General features: G+C 67.4%; 16 protein-coding genes. 6 read left to right on the forward strand and 10 right to left on the reverse strand.

From position 1 onward, the window contains the following. Window positions 1–315: 315 nt before the first annotated feature. The 5 genes from acpS to rpoZ all read right to left on the reverse strand — a co-directional run bounded on the left by acpS (window position 316) and on the right by rpoZ (window position 4563). Window positions 316–717 (reverse strand): holo-ACP synthase, encoded by a 402-nt coding sequence (gene acpS / locus JNK84_RS04295; RefSeq protein ID WP_293420923.1) that lies wholly within the window; start codon window positions 715–717, stop codon window positions 316–318. Then, complete coding sequence (locus tag JNK84_RS04300) at window positions 718–1185, reverse strand: hypothetical protein (protein WP_293420925.1); 468 nt, start codon at window positions 1183–1185, stop codon at window positions 718–720. Continuing rightward, the gene (pyrE, locus tag JNK84_RS04305) at window positions 1182–1775 is read right to left on the reverse strand and encodes an orotate phosphoribosyltransferase (protein WP_293420927.1); all 594 of its coding nucleotides are present in this window, start codon (window positions 1773–1775) and stop codon (window positions 1182–1184) included. The genes JNK84_RS04300 and pyrE overlap by 4 nt, the downstream gene beginning before the upstream one ends. A 72-nt stretch (window positions 1776–1847) precedes the next feature. Further along, window positions 1848–4025 (reverse strand): RelA/SpoT family protein, encoded by a 2178-nt coding sequence (locus JNK84_RS04310; RefSeq protein ID WP_293420928.1) that lies wholly within the window; start codon window positions 4023–4025, stop codon window positions 1848–1850. A gap of 145 nt (window positions 4026–4170) precedes the next feature. Beyond that, window positions 4171–4563: a DNA-directed RNA polymerase subunit omega gene (gene rpoZ / locus JNK84_RS04315; RefSeq protein ID WP_293420929.1), complete on the reverse strand. Its 393-nt coding sequence runs from the start codon at window positions 4561–4563 to the stop codon at window positions 4171–4173. A gap of 225 nt (window positions 4564–4788) precedes the next feature. Between rpoZ and JNK84_RS04320 the strand changes: the two genes are divergently transcribed. The 5 genes from JNK84_RS04320 to JNK84_RS04340 all read left to right on the forward strand — a co-directional run bounded on the left by JNK84_RS04320 (window position 4789) and on the right by JNK84_RS04340 (window position 8458). Then, window positions 4789–5793 carry a Bug family tripartite tricarboxylate transporter substrate binding protein gene (locus JNK84_RS04320; protein ID WP_293420930.1) on the forward strand — a complete coding sequence of 335 codons (1005 nt, stop codon included), beginning with the start codon at window positions 4789–4791 and terminating at the stop codon, window positions 5791–5793. Window positions 5794–5963: 170 nt separating this feature from the next. After that, a complete protein-coding gene (locus tag JNK84_RS04325) occupies window positions 5964–6614 on the forward strand; it encodes a LabA-like NYN domain-containing protein (protein ID WP_293420931.1) in 651 nt (216 codons plus the stop codon). 6 nt (window positions 6615–6620) lie between these two features. Further along, on the forward strand, window positions 6621–7262 hold the full coding sequence (locus JNK84_RS04330; RefSeq protein ID WP_293420932.1) for a uracil-DNA glycosylase: 642 nt from the start codon (window positions 6621–6623) through the stop codon (window positions 7260–7262). Window positions 7263–7323: 61 nt separating this feature from the next. Next, entirely contained in the window at window positions 7324–7635 is a 312-nt protein-coding gene (locus JNK84_RS04335) for a hypothetical protein (RefSeq protein ID WP_293420934.1), read from the forward strand. 103 nt (window positions 7636–7738) lie between these two features. Continuing rightward, window positions 7739–8458, forward strand: a complete 720-nt coding sequence (locus JNK84_RS04340) for a superoxide dismutase (protein WP_293420936.1) — start codon at window positions 7739–7741, stop codon at window positions 8456–8458. Window positions 8459–8598: 140 nt separating this feature from the next. Here the strand turns inward: JNK84_RS04340 and JNK84_RS04345 are convergent, their stop codons facing one another. The 3 genes from JNK84_RS04345 to dapA form a co-directional block, all read right to left on the reverse strand. Beyond that, window positions 8599–8985 (reverse strand): VOC family protein, encoded by a 387-nt coding sequence (locus JNK84_RS04345; protein WP_293420938.1) that lies wholly within the window; start codon window positions 8983–8985, stop codon window positions 8599–8601. Window positions 8986–9291: 306 nt separating this feature from the next. Next, window positions 9292–9765, reverse strand: coding sequence for an SsrA-binding protein SmpB (gene smpB, locus JNK84_RS04350; RefSeq protein WP_293420940.1), 474 nt, complete (start codon window positions 9763–9765; stop codon window positions 9292–9294). A gap of 19 nt (window positions 9766–9784) precedes the next feature. Then, window positions 9785–10669 (reverse strand): 4-hydroxy-tetrahydrodipicolinate synthase, encoded by an 885-nt coding sequence (gene dapA, locus JNK84_RS04355; RefSeq protein ID WP_293420942.1) that lies wholly within the window; start codon window positions 10667–10669, stop codon window positions 9785–9787. Window positions 10670–11133: 464 nt separating this feature from the next. On the opposite strand from dapA, the gene JNK84_RS04360 reads away from it, so the two are divergent. Continuing rightward, the gene (locus JNK84_RS04360; protein WP_293420944.1) at window positions 11134–13224 is read left to right on the forward strand and encodes a lytic transglycosylase domain-containing protein; all 2091 of its coding nucleotides are present in this window, start codon (window positions 11134–11136) and stop codon (window positions 13222–13224) included. Between the two features lie 402 nt (window positions 13225–13626). Here JNK84_RS04360 and JNK84_RS04365 read toward each other — a convergent pair whose 3' ends face one another. Continuing rightward, window positions 13627–15177 carry an EAL domain-containing protein gene (locus JNK84_RS04365; protein ID WP_293420946.1) on the reverse strand — a complete coding sequence of 517 codons (1551 nt, stop codon included), beginning with the start codon at window positions 15175–15177 and terminating at the stop codon, window positions 13627–13629. Window positions 15178–15318: 141 nt separating this feature from the next. Beyond that, a complete protein-coding gene (locus JNK84_RS04370) occupies window positions 15319–17616 on the reverse strand; it encodes an NADP-dependent malic enzyme (RefSeq protein WP_293420948.1) in 2298 nt (765 codons plus the stop codon). Window positions 17617–17729 lie beyond the last annotated feature (113 nt).

Below are 17729 nucleotides of genomic sequence, written 5' to 3' on the forward strand. Positions count from 1 at the left end.
GCCCCTTTCCGTTCGCTTGGGACGCTTCGTGGCGCGACGCGCCTCGACTTCAAGCTCCCGTTCAAACGTTGCCGGACACTAGGGGTTCCGCGCTGAACCCGTTCTGAACGAAGAATGTCCGCACCATGGCACCGCGATGAACAGGCGTTCAGCCGGCATTTCGGTTCCGTCGTTCGTCAAGGAGCTCACCATTTCCGTCATGGCCGGGCTTGGCTGGGCCATCCACGACCGGAACACAGCGGATGATGGAATTCGTGGATATCCGGGCCAAGCCCGGGCATGACGCAGCAGTAGCCGAGACGCGCTCAGCGGCGCTCAGACCTCAGGCACCGCCTCGATGATGACGAAGGCCTGCGCCATCGGGAAATCGTCGGTGATCGTCAGATGGATCAGCGCGCGATGGCCGGCCGGCGTCAGCGAGCGCAGCATGTCCAGCGCGCCGCCGGTCAGTTCCATGGTCGGTTTGCCCGACGGCAGGTTCGCGACGCCCATGTCGCGCCAGAACACGCCCTTGCGGATGCCGGTGCCGAGCGCCTTGGCCATCGCCTCCTTGGCGGCGAAGCGCTTGGCATAGGTCGCGGCGCGATGAGCCCTGCCCTCGGCCCGCGCGCGCTCCTTCTCGGTGAACAGGCGATGCGTGAAGCGCTCGCCGTGGCGCTCCAGCGATTTCTCGATCCGCCTGATGTCGCAGAGGTCGGAGCCGATGCCGATGATCACTCAGCGCCTCCTGACGGCGATGATCGTCAGCGCGAGGCCACCGGCCGCGACCAGCAGACCCAGCAGAACCAGCGGGATGCGTTCGCGCGGCGGATCGTCCAGCACCACGATGTCGTCGCAGGTGGTGCCCGGCACGACGCGCAGCGTCTCGTGCAGCGGCCGGCCGTTCGGCGCATGGCGGTATTTCACCAGCGCCACCCGGCATTCCTGCACCATCGGGCCGATGCGCCGCTCGTAGACGAAGGTCGGCACACCGACCGTGTCGCGCGACGAGGTCGCGATATGCGATTCGACCCAGCGCGCCGTCACCGGCTCGCTGCGGCTCGCCACCGCATACTGGATCAGTGGCCAGGCATTGGGCGCGGTGATCACGAGGCCCATGAACAGCACGAACAGGCCGACGAACAGGCGCGAGCGCGAGGCCCCCGCCTGCGGCGCGTCGGCAGTCGTGCTGTCGCTGCCGCTCATGCTTTAGCTCCTTGAATGCCGCGCGAGCCGGGCTTCACCGCCGGCAGGCTGGCGAGTTCCGGCGGCAGGTCGTTCGCGTCGTAGTCGGGCACGTACCAGGACAGCAGCGAGACCAGCGGCACGCCGATATCGGCCTTGCCGGCGGAGCGGTCGACCAGCACCGCCGCGCCGACGATCTCGCCGGGATGGCCGGCAATGGCCGCAAGGCACTCGCGGGTCGACAGGCCGGTGGTGACGATGTCCTCGACCACCAGCACACGCGCGCCGGCTGGGATCTCGAAGCCGCGGCGCAGCTTGAACTCGCCGTTCTCGCGCTCGACGAAAATCGCCTTGGCGCCGAGTTGTCGCGCCATCTCGTAGCCCGGCACGATGCCGCCGACGGCGGGCGAGACGACGTAATCGATGCGGCCGAAGCGCTCCTTCACCTTCTCGGCGAGCGCCGCGCAAAGCCGCGCCGTGCGCTCGGGGTCCATGAAGACGAACATCTTCTGCAGGAAGACCGGGCTGCGCCTGCCCGACGACAGGATGAAATGGCCTTCGAGCAGCGCGCCGGCGGCGCGGAATTCAGAGAGCACGTCGTCGGGGGTCATGGGCGGTCGCGTCCGTTCGAGTTTGACGGGAGAGACGCCGAATGGGGGGAGGAGTCAACGGGGGGCAGCCCCCTACTCGAACATCCTCGTCGCATCCGCCGCCATCGGCAGGCTCTTGATGCCGCCGATGATCGCGTTGAGGTGCTTCAGGTCCCAGACCTCCACGTCGATCACCACATCCGTATAGTCGGCCGTCTTCCGCTGCATCCTGAGGTTGTCGATATTGCCGTCATTGTCGGCGATGACCTGGGTGATGCGCGCAAGCGAGCCCGGCTCGTTGCGTGACTTGACCGCGACGCGCACGGGGTAGCGAACGCGGCGGGCCTCGTCGATGTCCCAGCGCACGTCCAGCCAGCGCTCAGGCTCGTTGTCGTAGGCCGCCAGAGCCGGCGACTGGATCGGGTAGATGGTGATGCCCTCCCCGGGGGTGAGGATGCCGACGATGCGGTCTCCCGGCACGGCGCCGCCATCGGCTGCGAAGCGCACGGGCAGGTCGAAATTGATGCCGCGGATGGGGATCGCCCCCTCCGTTTCCGGCACCTGGAATTTCAGCGCCGCCTGCCCGCCGACGCCGAACCACTCGGCGGTCGGCTTCGGTCCCAGCGGCACCTCTTCCTTGAAGTCGGGATGCACCGCGCGCAGCACGTCCTCCGCCGGTATCTCGTCGCGCCCGACGCCCCAATAGACGTCCTCGACGCTGGCGCGCGCGAGGCGTTTGAGGCCCGCCTTCAGCACCTCGTCGGAGAAGGGCATGCCGGCCCGGTTGAACAGGCTCTGCACGATGCGCCGGCCGAGCCCGAGATACTGGGCGCGGGTGGCGGCGCGGGTGGCGCGGCGGATGGCGGAGCGCGCCCGGCCGGTCACCACGATGTTCTCCCAGGCGGGCGACGGCGTCGCCTTGGGGTCGGTGATGATCTCGACCTCGTCGCCGTTCTGCAATTCGGTCACCAGCGGCCGCTCGACGCCGTTGATGCGCGAGCGCGAGCAGTGGTTGCCGATGTCGGTATGAACGGCATAGGCGAAGTCGATGCAGTTGGCCTTGCGCGGCAGGGCGATCAGGCGGCCCTTGGGCGTGAAGCAGTAGACCTGGTCGGAGAACAGTTCGAGCTTGGTGTGCTCGAGGAACTCCTCGGGGTTGTCGCCATGCGCCAGCATGTCCACGGTGTGGCGCAGCCAGGCATAGGCGCTGCTTTCCTTCTCGAAGGCCGAGGGCTCCGCGCCGTCCTTGTAGAGCGCGTGGGCGGCGATGCCGAATTCGGCGATCTGGTGCATGCCGTGGGTGCGGATCTGCATCTCCACGCGCTGGCTGCCGGGGCCGATGACGGTGGTGTGGATCGAGCGGTAGTCGTTGCCCTTGGGGGTAGAGATATAGTCCTTGAACCGCTGGGGCACCGCCGGCCAGGTCGTGTGGATGACGCCGATGGCGCGGTAGCAGTCGACCACGCTGTCGACCAGCACGCGGAAGCCGACCACGTCCGAGAGCTGCTCGAAGGAGACCGACTTGCGCTCCATCTTGCGGTAGATCGAATAGGGCTTCTTCTGGCGACCGCTGACATCGGCGCTGATGCCCTCGCCCGCGAGCTTGCGGGCAAGCTGTGTCTCGATCTCCTCGATGGCGGAGGCGCTGGCCTCGCGCTGGCGCGCCAGCCGGGCGGTCAGCGCGTTGTAGGCCTCCGGATTGATCTGGCGAAAGGCCAGATCCTCCAGCTCCTCACGCATTTCGTGCATGCCCATGCGGCCGGCGAGCGGCGCATAGATGTCGAGCGTCTCCTGGGCGACCCGGTCGCGCTTGGCCGGCGGCACGTAGTGCAGCGTGCGCATGTTGTGGAGCCGGTCGGCGAGCTTCACCAGCAGCACGCGCACGTCGGAGGTGATCGCCAGCAGCAGCTTGCGTAGGTTCTCCGCCTGCACCGCCTGCTTGGAGACGAGATCGAGCTTCTTCAGCTTGGTGAGGCCGTCGACGAGTTCGGCGATATTGGCGCCGAACTTCTCGCGGATGTCCTCCTTGGTCGCCGCGGTGTCCTCGATCGTGTCATGCAGCAGGGCCGCGACGATCGTCGCGTCATCCAGCTTCAGGTCGGTGAGGATCGCCGCCACTTCCAGAGGGTGCGAGAAATAGGGGTCGCCCGAGGCGCGCTTCTGGCTGCCGTGCGCGAGCATGGCATAGACATAGGCGCGATCGAGCAAGGCCTCGTCGGCCTTGGGATTGTAGCGCTTGACGCGGTCGACCAGCTCGTATTGCCGCATCATGGGGTGGGCACAACTCCTCGCGATCCGCGGTAAGCGTTCAGGATATCATCCCGATACCGGCGCACCGCAACAATCCGTCGCGAATAGCCGCCAACGAAAAAGGCGGCCCGAAGGCCGCCTCGACGTAACAGCGCCGAAATCGGGCTCAGAGGCCCTCGTCGTCGTCCGTGTCTTCCGGCGGCTTCAGCCCTTCGAGGCCGCGCAACAGGTCTTCCTCGCTCATGCGGTCCATGGCGACCTCGGAATCGTCCGAATCGGCGCTGCCGCCGGCGGAGATCATCGGCACCGCATCCGGCTCCGGCTCGTCCACCTCGACATATTTCTGCAGCGAGTGGATCAGGTCTTCCTTCAGGTCGTCCGGCGAGACGGTCGCATCGGCGATTTCGCGCAGGGCGACGACGGGGTTCTTGTCGCGGTCGCGGTCGATGGTGATCGGCGCGCCGGCGGCGAGCATGCGCGCGCGGTGGCTGGCGACCAGAACCAGCTCGAAGCGGTTGTCGACCTTGTCAATGCAATCCTCGACGGTGACGCGAGCCATCGGTGTTCCTTTGAGAGCGTGGCGCCCGGAAAGCGGGTCGGATGTGCGGAAAGTGGCGGTGTATAGCCGCAGCCGGCTTCGGAAACAAGTGCACAGGCCGGCTGCGGCTTCTGGCCTGTCCCGCCGTCGCAGTCCGGCGCTTCCTGCCATACCAGTTGACGGGCGAGCCCGGCCGGCTTCATAAGCCGATATCGGTCAAAGGCGACCGCTTGAGGGGGCGCATTCATGACGCCGTCACGGCGCGATCTGGTCGGCGCTGCCGCCGTCCTGTCCCTGGCCTGCGGGGCGGGAGCGCGCCACGCGTCCGGACAGGCTGCCTCACCCATCAAGGTGGTCATCGCCTTTCCGCCCGGCGGCACCAGCACGGCTTCGATGCAGCCGATCATGCCGTTCCTCGCCCGCGCGCTCGGCTCCGACATCGCGCTCGAATACATGGCGGGCTCGGGAGGCGACCTCGCGGCCTTCGCCGTCGCCAAGGCCAGCCCGGACGGCCGTACCCTGCTGTTCGGCCATGCCGGCCCGCTGGCGATCAATCCGCATCTGCTCCAGCAGAGTTTCTTCGATCCCGCGAAAGACCTCGTCCCGGTCGCGCAGGTCATCGCCTTCCCCATCGTCCTCTGCGCGCATGACAAGCTGAACGTGAAGGATCTCGACGGCCTGATCGCCGCCGGCAAGTCGCGTGCGCTGGTCACCGGCTCGTCGGGCAACGGCTCGATGCAGCATCTGGCCGGCGAGGTGCTGCGCCGCGCGGTCGGCATCCAGACCCTCCACATTCCCTTTGCCGGCGGCGGCCCGCTTCAGGAGGCGCTGGTCAAGGGCGCGCTCGACATCGTCTGCGAGACCGGTTCGAACGTCGTGCGGCACATCCAGGAGGGCCGCCTCGTCCCGATCGCGGTGATGGCCGACAAGCGCCTCGCGAAACTGCCGGGCGTACCGACTTTCGCTGAGCTCGGCCGCGCCGATCTGGTGATCGATGCATGGTTCGGCCTCGTCGCGCCGGCCGCGACGCCGCCGGACATCCTCGGCCGCATCGAACGGGCCACCCTGCAGGCCCTGCGCGAACCCTCCATCGCGACCGCCTATGATGCCATCGGCGGCATTCCCGCCCCGCTCGGACAGGCGGCCTTCGCCGCCAAGATCGCCGCCGAAACCGTGCGGTGGCGTGATACCATCGCCAGCGCGCGCATTTCGCCGCTCGGCACGCAGACCGGCCTGCCCGACCGGCGCTGAGGGGATAACCCTCCCGAACCGGCGCGATCTTGCGGTATCGCTGAAAAGTTATGTTAGGATGATTCCAGACAGGGCCGACCTGTCGACAACACCATTGCGCGTGCGGACCTTTTCAAAAGCCCCGACTTTTCAAAACCCACGACGATTGCCGGCCAAAGGGATTTCAAGGCATGCAGAACGGCCAGGAACGGATCGCCCTCTTCATCGACGGCGCCAATCTCTACGCGACCGCCAAGACGCTCGGTTTCGACATCGACTACAAGCGCCTGCTCGGCGAGTTCCGCGCGCGCGGCTATCTCCTGCGCGCCTACTACTACACGGCGCTGGTCGAGGATCAGGAATATTCCTCGATCCGGCCGCTGATCGACTGGCTCGACTATAACGGCTTCACCGTCGTCACCAAGACGGCCAAGGAGTTCACCGACTCCATGGGCCGCCGCAAGGTGAAGGGCAATATGGACATCGAGCTCGCCGTCGATGCCATGGAGCTCGCTCCGCGCGTCGATCACATCGTCCTGTTCTCCGGCGACGGCGACTTCCGCTCGCTGGTCGAGGCGCTGCAGCGCAAGGGCGTCAAGGTGTCGGTGGTCTCCACCGTTTCGGTCCAGCCGGCCATGATCGCCGACGAACTGCGCCGCCAGGCCGACGAGTTCATCGATCTCGCCCACCTCTCCCAGCGGGTTGGCCGAGACCCGTCGGAGCGCGCGCCGCGCCCGCAGGTCGGGCAGGACGTGCCGGGCTTCGTGCGCGATCGCCCGCGCCCGGCAAGGCCCGTCGCCCCCACCTCTCCCGTCAGCGGCGACGATTTCGCCGACCGCTGACGCACCATGTCCGTTCCGCAGAATCCGGGCCGGGACTGCCCGCTCTGCCCGCGCCTCGCCGCGTTCAGGCAGAAGCACCGCGCGCTCAATCCCGGCTGGCACAATGCGCCGGTGCCCTCGTTCGGCGCCGACGACGCGCGGCTGCTGATCGTCGGCCTCGCACCGGGGCTGCAGGGCGCCAACAAGACCGGCCGCCCGTTCACCGGCGACTGGGCCGGCGACCTGCTCTACGAGACGCTGATCGCCTACGGCTTCGCGAAGGGCACCTATGACGAGCGGCCCGACGACGGGCTCGAACTGATCGGCACGCGGATCACCAACGCCGTGCGCTGCGTGCCGCCGGAGAACAAGCCGACGACCGAGGAGATCCGCACCTGCCGGCCGTTCCTCTCGGCGACCATCGCCGCGATGCCGCGCCTGTCGGCCATCGTCACGCTTGGCAAGATCGGCCATGACAGCGCCGTCAGGGCCCTCGGCGAGAAGCCCGCGCGCCTGCCCTTCCGCCATGGCGGGGTCGCGGTGTCCAGCGGTATTACCGTATTCTCCAGCTACCATTGCTCGCGCTACAACACGAATACCGGGGTGCTCACGCCGGAGATGTTCCGCGCGGTCTTCGCCGCCGTCCGGGCTCATCTCGACAGAGGCTGAACCTTTTCGGCCGCCGCGCGCACGTAAGTCCGGCCAGCACAACCGGAGAAAGCGCGGCGCCATGACCACCCTCACCCGCCGCAGCCTGCGCATCGCGGTGCTCCTCGCCGCCGCCATCGGCACGCTCTTCTGGCTCGCCGTCTGCGTCAGGGTGCTGATGATCCCGCCGTCGCGGCGCGACGGCTTCGAGATGCTCGGCGCCATCCTCGCCACCGCCTATTTCCTCGCGCTGGTTCTGCCGACGCTGGCGCTCGGCATCCTCGGCCGCTGGCTGCCGTTCGGCGCCGTGCTCGGGGCCACGGCGCTTGCGATCGCGACCGACGCCGTCATGCCCTGGATTCCGTGGTCGGTCTTCGCCAACGGCCTGTTCTGATCACGGTTTCGTGACCTCCCCTGCGGCATCCACAATTATGGCGCTAGGTGTTCCCATGACGACCAGCCGCACATTGCCGGTCCGATTCACGGGAGAGAACACGATGAACCGCCGCCACGCCCTCAAGCTTTTCGGAACCGCGGCCGCCGTCGGCGCGGCCATGTCGATCCCCGCCTCCCACAAGGTCTTCGCGCAGGCCGCCGCCGGCCCGTTCACCCTGCCGCCGGTCGGCTACGCCTATGACGCGCTGGAGCCGCATATCGACAAGATGACGATGGAGATTCATCACTCCCGTCACCACGCCGCCTTCCTCGCCGGTCTCAACAACGCCTCGCAGACCTATGCCGACCTGAAGCCCGCCAATACCGAGCAGGTGCTGCGCGAGCTGTCGAAGGTCCCGGAGAACCTGCGCACCGGGGTCCGCAACGCCCTCGGCGGTTATTGGAACCACGTGCATTTCTGGGACATCATGACACCCGGCGGCGCCAAGCAGCCCTCCGGCCCGCTGCTTCAGGCCATCAACTCCGCCTTCGGCGACATCGACAAGATGCGCCAGCAGTTCAACCAGGCTTCCGTCGGCCGCTTCGGTTCGGGCTGGGGCTGGCTGGTGGTCGGCCGCGACGGCAAGCTCGCCGTCGTCTCGACGCCGAACCAGGACAACCCGCTGATGGACAACGTCAAGGGCGTGGTCATGGGCATCGACGTGTGGGAGCACGCCTATTACCTGAAGTACCAGAACCGCCGCCCCGACTACGTCACCACCTGGTGGAACGTCGTCAACTGGGACAAGGCCGCCGCCAATTTCCAGAAGGCCATGGCCTGACGGACCGGCGCATTCCGCCTGCCGCATGACCTCCTTCAAGCCCCGCCCGCCCAGGCGGGGCTCTTTTTCGACCGGATCAGGTCTTGGCGTGGTCAGGGCTTGGCGTGATCAGGTCTTGGTGTGATCAGGTCTTGGCGTGGTCAGGGCTTGGAGTAGCTGAGGAACTCCAGCAGCGAGCCATCGGGATCGCGAAAATAGACACTGGTCGCGGATCCCCTCACGCCATTGGTCGCCACCGGCCCGAGTTCGACGGCGACGCCATGGCGTTCGAGATGCGCCGCCGCCCCTGCAATCGGCCCCTCCCATTCGAAGCAGATGTCGGAATTGCCGGGCATGACCGGCACCCGCGCCACCGCGTTGACCTTGCCGATGCCCGGGCCATGGCAGTTCAGGCGGATGTCGCCGATGCGGTAAGCGAAGCCCGCGCCGCGCGGAACGATTTCGGCGCCGAGCACGTCGCGGTAGAAGGCGTTGGACCGCTCCCACTCGCTGACATGGATCACCACGTGGTCGAGCTTGAAGGGCATGGTTTCGGTCCTTCGTTCGCGGTTGAGCTTCGATGGCAGAAGGTCCATCTGCCGACGCCCTTGCCGTCATGGCCGGGGTGCCCGCACCGATCAAATGCGTTCTTCGAGGCTCGCTGACGCTCGCACCTCAGGATGAGGGTGGCGGCGATTGGCATCAGCGTCATGGAGCGCGAGCGCCGGGGCTCGGCGACCGTGATGCAAAGCTCAACTTACCTCATCCTGAGGTGCGAAAAAGTGAAGCGAACGAGCCTCGAAGGACGCACGTGATCGATGCAGGGCTCGGGAAATGCCGCAGCCAGCGCCCCTCTATCCGCGATCCCGCATGATCCGCGCCTGGTCGCGCTGCCAGTCGCGCTTCTTCTCGGTCTCGCGCTTGTCGTGCAGCTTCTTGCCGCGGGCGAGCGCCAGCTGCAGCTTCGCCATGCCCTTCTCATTGAAATAGAGCTTGAGCGGCACCACCGTCAGACCGTCGCGCTGCACCGCGCCGGTCAGCTTGGCGATCTCGCGCTTGTGCAGCAGCAGCCGGCGCGGCCGCTTCGGCTCGTGGTTGAAGCGGTTGGCCTGCAGATATTCCGGGATATTGCAGTTGAACAGGAAGAACTCTTCGCCCGAGGGGCCGGCATAGCTCTCGCCGATCGTCGCCTTGGCGGCGCGCAGCGATTTCACCTCCGTGCCGGTCAGCTGGATGCCGGCCTCGAAGGTTTCGAGAATCTCGTAATCGAAGCGGCCGCGCCGGTTATCGGCGATCAGCTTGATGTTCGGGTCCTGCTTGGCGGCCATGATCCCTGCGACGATCCCGTCAGTTCATCAGGCCGGCGTGAACCAGCGCCTTCTTCACCGCCGCCTTCGTGGCATCGGTCGTCGCAACCATCGGCAGGCGTGTTTCCTCGGCCATCCGTCCCAGCATGGCGAGCGCCGCCTTCGAGGGCGACGGATTCGGCTCCAGGAACAGCGCCGTGTGCAGCGGGAACAGCTTGTCCTGGATCGCCAGCGCCTTGGCATAGTCGCCGGCAAGGCAGGCGTTCTGGAACTCGGCGCAGAGGCGCGGCGCGACATTGGCCGTCACCGAGATGCAGCCATGGCCGCCATGGGCCATGTGGGCGAGCGCCGTGCCATCCTCGCCGGACAGCTGGATGAAGTCGCGGCCGCAGGCCTCGCGCTGGGCGGAGACGCGGTCGAGCTTGGCGGTCGCGTCCTTCACGCCGACGATGTTCCTGATCTTCGACAGGCGCGCCATGGTCTCGACGGTCATGTCGACGACCGAGCGCGGCGGGATGTTGTAGATGAAGATCGGCAGCGAGGTCGCCTCGGCAATGGCCTTGAAGTGCTGGTAGAGCCCTTCCTGGTTCGGCTTGTTGTAGTAGGGCGTCACGTGCAGCAGGCCCTGCGCGCCAACCTTCTCGGCATGCTGCGAGAACTCGATGGCGTCGATCGTATTGTTCGAGCCGGCGCCGGCCATGACCGGCACGCGACCACGGGCCTCCTCAACCGCCCATTCGATGCAGCGCTTGTGCTCGTCATGGGTCAGGGTCGGACTCTCGCCGGTGGTGCCGACCGGCACGATGCCGTGAGAGCCCTCCTCGATCACCCAGTTCACATGGGCGCGGTATGCCTTCTCGTCGACCTTGCCGTCCTTGAACGGCGTGACGAGAGCGGGCATCGATCCCTTGAACGTGGCTGTCATGGTCGGATCTCCGGCAGCGGGCGGGCGGACGCGGCAGGCGAGCCCCGCGAAAGGTCGGTCACAAAGCCTTCAGAAGGCGCGAACGTCAAGATCGAATGGCGTAAAGTCGCGTGATCGCTGTCATTCGCAGAGGCACTCGCCGTCCGTGACGCCACCAAACGCCACGGCGCGCGGTGTTGGATCGCAACTCTCCATTGCCCCGCCCGCAGCGGTGCCAGAGTCGCTCCGAACCCACCTCCGGGAACATACCTGAAACCATAGCACAGAGCGTTACGCTGTGCAAATTTTCCTCCCATCGATCATTTTGTCCTATCTCGCCGTCAACGCCCGCTTAACCAAGCCAACCTGTTTCACCCCTCCCTGTTCAGGACTCGCTAAGGAAAACGGCGTGATAACGACCCTTCATTGGCCATAATCCGCCTGCGGATAAGGGCCGCCCGCGTTGCGTATCAGGACGGATCCCCATGGCGCCGACCTTATTCCCCGTGCCGCGTCTTGCCCTCATGGCCGGCGTCGCCCTTACCGCCGTCGTTGCCGCCGGCTGCGCCAACGGCCAGTCCGAGATGGACGCCGTTCCCGCCTCGGCGCAGGCCTATGCCGCGGCGCCCGAGACGACCGCCTCGATCGCACCGTCCGAGCGTGCCTGGCGCCCCGCCGGCGGCGCGGCGAGCGAGGCCGATGTGACGCGCCTCGGACAGGTGATCGCGGCGGCCCGCGCCGGCCGCATCGAGCAGGCGACGGCCGCCCGCGCCCAGATCGCCGATCCGGTGGCGAAGGTCGTGGCGGAATGGGCGATCCTGCGGTCCAGCGACAGCATCGGCTTTCCGCGCCTTGCCGCCTTCCTGCGCGAGAATCCGAGCTTTCCCGGCGCCCAGCGCATCCGCATGCGCGCCGAAGGCTCGCTGCTGGAAGACAATATCGCGGCGTCCGAGGTCCGGGCCTATTTCGCCCATCGCCAGCCGTCCTCCGCCAAGGGCCGCATCGCGCTCGCCATCGCGCTGAAGCAGGCCGGCGACAACGACCGCGCCGTACGCCTTGCCCGCGAGACATGGCGCAGCTTCGACCTCTCGGCCGATACCGAGCAGCGCCTGCTCTCGGCATTCAGCGGATCGCTGACATCAGCCGACCACAAGGCGCGGCTCGATCACATGCTGCACGACAGCCAGGACGCGACCGCGATGCGGGCCGCGCAGCGCCTCGGCTCCGGCCAGGTTGCGCTGGCCCGCGCCTTCCTTGCCATCGGCGCGCGGCGCACGAATGGCGGCGCCCTGCTGGCGGCCGTGCCGGCATCCCTGCATCGCGATCCCGCCTATCTCTTCGCCCGCGCCCAGTGGCTGCGCCGCGAGGACCGCGCCGACGAGGCAGCGGCCATCCTGATCAACGCCCCGCGCGATCCCGCCGTCCTCGGCAAGCCCGAGGACTGGTGGACCGAGCGCCGGGTCATGGTCCGCAAGCTGCTCGACGCCGGCAAGGCCCGCCTCGCCTATCAGGTGGCGACCACCCACGCCGTCCGCGGCGGCGCGGCGCGGGTCGATGCCGAGTTCCACGCCGGCTGGCTGGCGCTGCGCCATCTCAACGATGCCGGCGCTGCGCTGCGCCACTTCGAAGCGGCGCGCCATGCCGCCAACACGCCGATGTCGCAGTCGCGCGCCTATTACTGGATCGGCCGCGCCCATGAGGCGGCCGGCCATCAGGCGCAGGCCCGCGCCGCCTACGAGGCTGCAGGCCGCCACTCGACCCACTATTACGGCCAGCTCGCCCGCGCCAAACTCGGCCTTGGCACCCTGCCGATCCGTCGTCCGCAGGATACGACACCGTCGAGCGGCGCCTTCGCGCGCGCGCTGAACCTGCTCTATCGCCTCGACGAACGGGACATGGCCCGCGCGATCCTCGCCGATCTCGGCCTCAGGGCCAGCGACCAGGGCACGCTCTACGCCGCCGCCGAGGTTGCGGCGCGCAGCGGCGACGCTCGCGGCGTGACCACGCTCGGCAAGCTCGCCAACAATCGCGGCCTGCCTTTCGACACCCATGCCTTCCCGACCATGGGCATCCCCTCCTACGCCCATGCCGGCCCGCCGGTCGATCGTTCGGTGGTATTCGCCATCGCACGACAGGAATCGACTTTCGACGCCCGGGCGATGAGCCATGCCGGAGCCCGCGGTCTCCTCCAGTTGATGCCGGCGACGGCCCGCGCCACGGCCCGGACCTACGGCCTGCCCTTCGATCAGGGCCGTCTGACCTCGGATCCCGCCTACAACGCGCGCGTCGGCGCGGCCCATCTCGGCGAGCTGATCGCCGAGTTCAACGGCAGCTACATCCTGACCTTCGTCGCCTACAATGCCGGCCGCTCGCGCGCCCGCGAGTGGATCGAGAAATACGGCGACCCCCGCGACCCGCGCGTCGACCCCGTCGACTGGGTCGAGCGCATTCCCTTCACCGAGACGCGCAATTACGTCCAGCGGGTGATGGAGAACGTCCAGGTCTACCGGGCGCGGCTGGAGAACAGCCAGGGCCTGCGCATCGAGGCCGACCTCCGGCGCGGCCGGCCGAACTGAGCCGGCGGTTCCGCTTCAGCTTCCGATTCAAGGCGGGCGCGAAAGCCGAGTCGCGTCAGAGGCTTGGGTTCGACATCTGAGGCTCTGATTCCGATTCAGGAGCCGTCGACAAGATTGCGGCGGTCATATCGCCAGCGGCGGCAAACCGTAGCTGGCGCAGCCTCTCGCCAAGCGCGCCCTTCGAGACCCGCTTCGCTCGTGCCTCAGGATGAGGACGGTGTGCTTCGCGATCCGGGATGAACGAAGCGCCGCAATCGAGTTTCAATCGAGACTGGCGCAAAGTCGCCAACCGCCCTCATCCTGAGGCGCGAGCCCAAAGGGCGAGCCTCGAAGGACGCACTTGGCCGATGCAGGGCGCCGGTCACCCTGCTCGGTTATTTGAGGACCGAAGGATTGGGGGCCTCAGCCCCTGAGCGCCTTCCTGATGGGAGCCTGCACTTCGGCGACCGGCTCCATGGCCTCGACGAGCTGCACATAGGACGACCCCGGCAGCGGCGGCGCGAACACATAGCCCTGCGCGCTGCGCACGCCGCGCCGGCGCAGCGCCTCCACCTGGTCGAAGGTCTCCACACCCTCCGCGACCACATCCATGTTCAGATGGGCCGCGAGGTCGATCAGGCTGTCGACGATGGCCGTCGACTGCCGCTCGGCGCCAAGGGCGTCGATGAACAGCTTGTCGATCTTCATGACGTCGACGCGCAACTTCAGCAGATAGCTCATGCCGCCGTGGCCGGTGCCGACATCGTCCAGCGCCACGCGCACGCCCATGTCCTGGAAGCGCGCGATGATCGCCCGCGCCACGTCCATGTCCGGCAGCGGATCGCGCTCGGTCACTTCCAGCAGCACCTGCGACAGCTTCACGTCGGCATTGCCGAAGATCGCGGTGACGTCCGCGATGATCTTCTCGTCGCGGAAATGGGCAGCGCACAGGTTGAAGCCGCACTTCAGTTCCGGGCGACTCCGATAGGACGGCCCAAGCTCGGCCGCCGCCTGTCGCATGACCTCAAGCGTCAGCGGGAAGATGAAGCCGGAGCGCTCGGCCTCGCCGATGAAGGCGCCGGGCGAAATCATCGTGCCGTCGGGCTTGCGCCAGCGCACCAGCACCTCGCAGCCGACGATCCGGCCAGTGTCGATGTCGAGGATCGGCTGGTAGTGGGGAATGAACTCGCCGTTCGCCAGCGCCTGCCGCATGCCGACCATCGGGTCGCCACGGCGGCCGGCGAGCAGCATCAGCCCTGCGATCAGGAGGCCGAGAATGGCGCCCAGCACGGTCGTCAGCACGACCATCCAGCCGTCACGGTTGCGCCATGCGCCCTCGGAGGCCGTGACCGTCACCTGAACGGGGAACGACCGGGAGGCGATGACCGCGTGAACGTCGCCGCTGCCCTCGACGCCGCCGGGACCACGCATGGACACGAGCTTGCCGCCCGGCGTCACCTCGATGTCGATGCCCAGCCCTATGTTGGAATCGTGGACCGACTGATAGGGCACGAACAGGCCGACCGAAACAAGGCCGCCAACGGCGCTCGACGCGCTCGAGCGCCAGATGACGCGCAAGGCGCGCGCGTGCGGCCCGCGCGCGACGACCACCGCCAGCGACAGGCGGCGGTCGCGGGTGACGAAAGGGGTCGAGGCCGAGGTGATCTGCACCAGGCTGCCGATATTGTTGCAGCGGATCGCGCCGTTGGCGTCGAGGACCGCGACCTCCTTGAGCACCGGCGATTCGAATACCAGCAGGCGCATCGCCTCGCGGTCTTCGGGCAGGCACTCGTCGAGGCCGCGCGAGTCCGCGTCGCGAAGCGCCAGGACCGCACGCTCGATGGAGCCGTCGATGCGCTGGACGATCATCTGCGCGGTCTCGCGCAGATGCTGATTGAGCGAGCGGGCGAGCCAGGCCTCGGCGCCAAGGAAGGCGCCAACAGGCATCATGACGGCGACAATCGTCGCAGCCATCCAGATGAGGCTTCTTGACCCCGAGCCTGCGCCCACCGCTGCCCCGCCTAAGACCACGCAACCCGCATTTGTCGGCAGGATCACGCAAGAACTTAAGAAGTTTAACGGCCGGGAATTAATGGTCCATTGCTTAACGGGGCGTCAGGAGCCCCGTTCACGCGCATTTTCCTGCGCTTCGACCACAGCAAGCGCGGTCATGTTCACGACGCCGCGCGCCGTGACCGAGGGCGTGAGGATATGGGCGGGGCGCGCCTGACCGACCAGAATCGGCCCGACGGGGAGCGCGTCCGCCAGAACCTTGATCACCTGGAAGGCGATGTTGGCCGCCGACAGGTTGGGCATGACGAGCACGTTGGCGACACCGGTGAGGCGCGACTGGGGCATGACGCGCTCGCGGATGTCCGGCTGCAGCGCCGTGTCGGCATGCATTTCGCCATCCACCTCGAGGTCAGGCGCGCGGTCCCAGATGATGCGCAGCGCCTTCTGCATCTTGGCCGCGTCGGCATCGTCGTAGCTGCCGAAATCGGAGTGCGAGACCAGCGCGACCTTCGGTTCGAGACCGAACCGGCGGACATGCTCGGCTGCGATGCAGACCATGTCGGCCAGTTCCTCCGGCGATGGATTGGCGGTGACATGGGTGTCGGCGATGAAGAGCGGCCCCTTCGAGGTGATCAGCAGCGACATGGCGGCAAGCCCGTTCGCCCCGTCCTTCAGCCCGATGACCTGACGGATGTGGCGCAGATGCGTGTTGAAGCGCCCCTCGACGCCGCAGATCATCGCGTCCGCGTCGCCGCGCGCCAGCGCCACCGTGGCGATCGCCGAGTTCGACGTGCGGACAATCGTGCGCGCGGCGTCCGGGGTCACGCCGAGACGACCGGTCTTCTCGTGATAGGTCGCGACATAGTCGCGATAGCGCGGATCGGATTGCGGATCGATCAGCGTGAAATCCTTGCCCGGCCGGATGGACAGGCCGAACCGCTCCAGCCGCTGCTCGACCACGGCGGGACGGCCGATCAGCACGGGATGGGCGAGCCCTTCCTCGATGACCACCTGCGCGGCGCGCATGATCCGCTCGTCCTCGCCTTCCGCGTAGATGACGCGCTTCGGGTCCTGCCGGGCCTTGTCGAAGACCGGCTTCATGAGAAGCCCGGATCGGAAGACGAAGCGCGTCAGGCTTGCCTCGTAGGCATCGAAGTCGGCAATCGGACGCGCGGCGACACCAGTCTCCATGGCCGCGCGGGCGACCGCCGGCGCGATGCGGAGGATCAGCCGGGGGTCGAAGGGCGACGGGATGAGGTTGCCGGCGCCGAACGTGCCGACCTCGCCGCCATAGGCGCGCGCCACGACGTCGGACGGGGCCTCCCGCGCCAGATTGGCGATGGCGTGCACGGCGGCGAGCTTCATCTCCTCGTTGATCGCGGTCGCGCCGCAATCCAGCGCGCCGCGGAAGATGTAGGGGAAGCAGAGGACGTTGTTGACCTGGTTCGGGTAATCCGAGCGTCCCGTGCAGATCATCGCGTCCGGCTTCGCCGCGCGAGCCTCCTCGGGCATGATCTCGGGATTGGGATTGGCCAGCGCCATGATCAGCGGGCCGGCGGCCATGCGCTTGACCATGTCGGGCTTCAGGACACCCGCCGCCGACACGCCGAGGAAGATGTCGGCATCGCCGATGATGTCGTCGAGCGTGCGGGCATTGGTGTCCTTGGCATAGACCTCCTTGTAGGGGTCCATGAGCTTCTCGCGGCCCTTGTAGACGACGCCCTCGATGTCGGAGACCCAGATATTCTCCGTCCTCGCGCCGAGCTCGCGCAAGAGGTTGAGGCATGCCATGGAGGCCGCCCCCGCGCCGGAGGCAACGATCTTCACGTCCTCGATCTTCTTGCCCATCAGCGACAGGGCGTTGGTGACAGCCGCGCCGACGATGATCGCCGTGCCGTGCTGGTCGTCGTGGAAGACCGGAATGGCCATGCGCTCGCGCAGGCGCTTTTCCACCTCGAAGCACTCGGGAGCCTTGATATCCTCGAGGTTGATACCGCCGAAGGTCGGCTCCAGCGCCGCCACCACATCGACGATGCGATCGACCTCGCGGGCGTCGATTTCGATGTCGAAGACGTCGATGCCGGCGAACTTCTTGAACAGGACGGCCTTGCCCTCCATGACAGGCTTGCCGGCGAGCGGGCCGATATCGCCGAGGCCGAGCACGGCCGTGCCGTTGGAGACGACCGCGACGAGATTGGCGCGCGCCGTCAGTTCGGCGGCTTGAGCGGGATCGGCGACGATGGCTTCGCAGGCCGCAGCCACACCCGGCGAATAGGCGAGCGCGAGGTCGCGCTGGTTGCCGAGCGGCTTGGTCGCCTGGATCTCCAGCTTTCCGGGTCGCGGATAGCGGTGATAGACGAGCGCGCCGGATTTCAGGTCGTCTGTGATGTTCTTGGACATGCAGCCTCCCCACACCGCATGGTCATGCGACGCCTGCCCCTGAAGGTCAATCGCCGGATGCCAGCCATGCCGCGGACGAGACCACGGGCCGGCTGGGCAGCCTCATCGGCGAG

This window comes from Phreatobacter sp. (genome assembly GCF_016793595.1).
Taxonomy (GTDB): domain Bacteria; phylum Pseudomonadota; class Alphaproteobacteria; order Rhizobiales; family Phreatobacteraceae; genus Phreatobacter.

What these genes read in the sequence shown, in the direction of transcription:
- JNK84_RS04365 (WP_293420946.1), bottom strand. Translation starts at nt 15,177, where the DNA reads ATGGCTGCGACGATTGTCGCCGTCATGATGCCTGTTGGCGCCTTCCTT.
- pyrE (WP_293420927.1), bottom strand. Translation starts at nt 1,775, where the DNA reads ATGACCCCCGACGACGTGCTCTCTGAATTCCGCGCCGCCGGCGCGCTG.
- JNK84_RS04340 (WP_293420936.1), top strand. Translation starts at nt 7,739, where the DNA reads ATGAACCGCCGCCACGCCCTCAAGCTTTTCGGAACCGCGGCCGCCGTC.
- JNK84_RS04370 (WP_293420948.1), bottom strand. Translation starts at nt 17,616, where the DNA reads ATGTCCAAGAACATCACAGACGACCTGAAATCCGGCGCGCTCGTCTAT.
- JNK84_RS04345 (WP_293420938.1), bottom strand. Translation starts at nt 8,985, where the DNA reads ATGCCCTTCAAGCTCGACCACGTGGTGATCCATGTCAGCGAGTGGGAG.
- JNK84_RS04300 (WP_293420925.1), bottom strand. Translation starts at nt 1,185, where the DNA reads ATGAGCGGCAGCGACAGCACGACTGCCGACGCGCCGCAGGCGGGGGCC.
- JNK84_RS04330 (WP_293420932.1), top strand. Translation starts at nt 6,621, where the DNA reads ATGTCCGTTCCGCAGAATCCGGGCCGGGACTGCCCGCTCTGCCCGCGC.
- JNK84_RS04325 (WP_293420931.1), top strand. Translation starts at nt 5,964, where the DNA reads ATGCAGAACGGCCAGGAACGGATCGCCCTCTTCATCGACGGCGCCAAT.
- JNK84_RS04360 (WP_293420944.1), top strand. Translation starts at nt 11,134, where the DNA reads ATGGCGCCGACCTTATTCCCCGTGCCGCGTCTTGCCCTCATGGCCGGC.
- JNK84_RS04335 (WP_293420934.1), top strand. Translation starts at nt 7,324, where the DNA reads ATGACCACCCTCACCCGCCGCAGCCTGCGCATCGCGGTGCTCCTCGCC.
- JNK84_RS04320 (WP_293420930.1), top strand. Translation starts at nt 4,789, where the DNA reads ATGACGCCGTCACGGCGCGATCTGGTCGGCGCTGCCGCCGTCCTGTCC.
- JNK84_RS04310 (WP_293420928.1), bottom strand. Translation starts at nt 4,025, where the DNA reads ATGATGCGGCAATACGAGCTGGTCGACCGCGTCAAGCGCTACAATCCC.
- smpB (WP_293420940.1), bottom strand. Translation starts at nt 9,765, where the DNA reads ATGGCCGCCAAGCAGGACCCGAACATCAAGCTGATCGCCGATAACCGG.
- rpoZ (WP_293420929.1), bottom strand. Translation starts at nt 4,563, where the DNA reads ATGGCTCGCGTCACCGTCGAGGATTGCATTGACAAGGTCGACAACCGC.
- dapA (WP_293420942.1), bottom strand. Translation starts at nt 10,669, where the DNA reads ATGACAGCCACGTTCAAGGGATCGATGCCCGCTCTCGTCACGCCGTTC.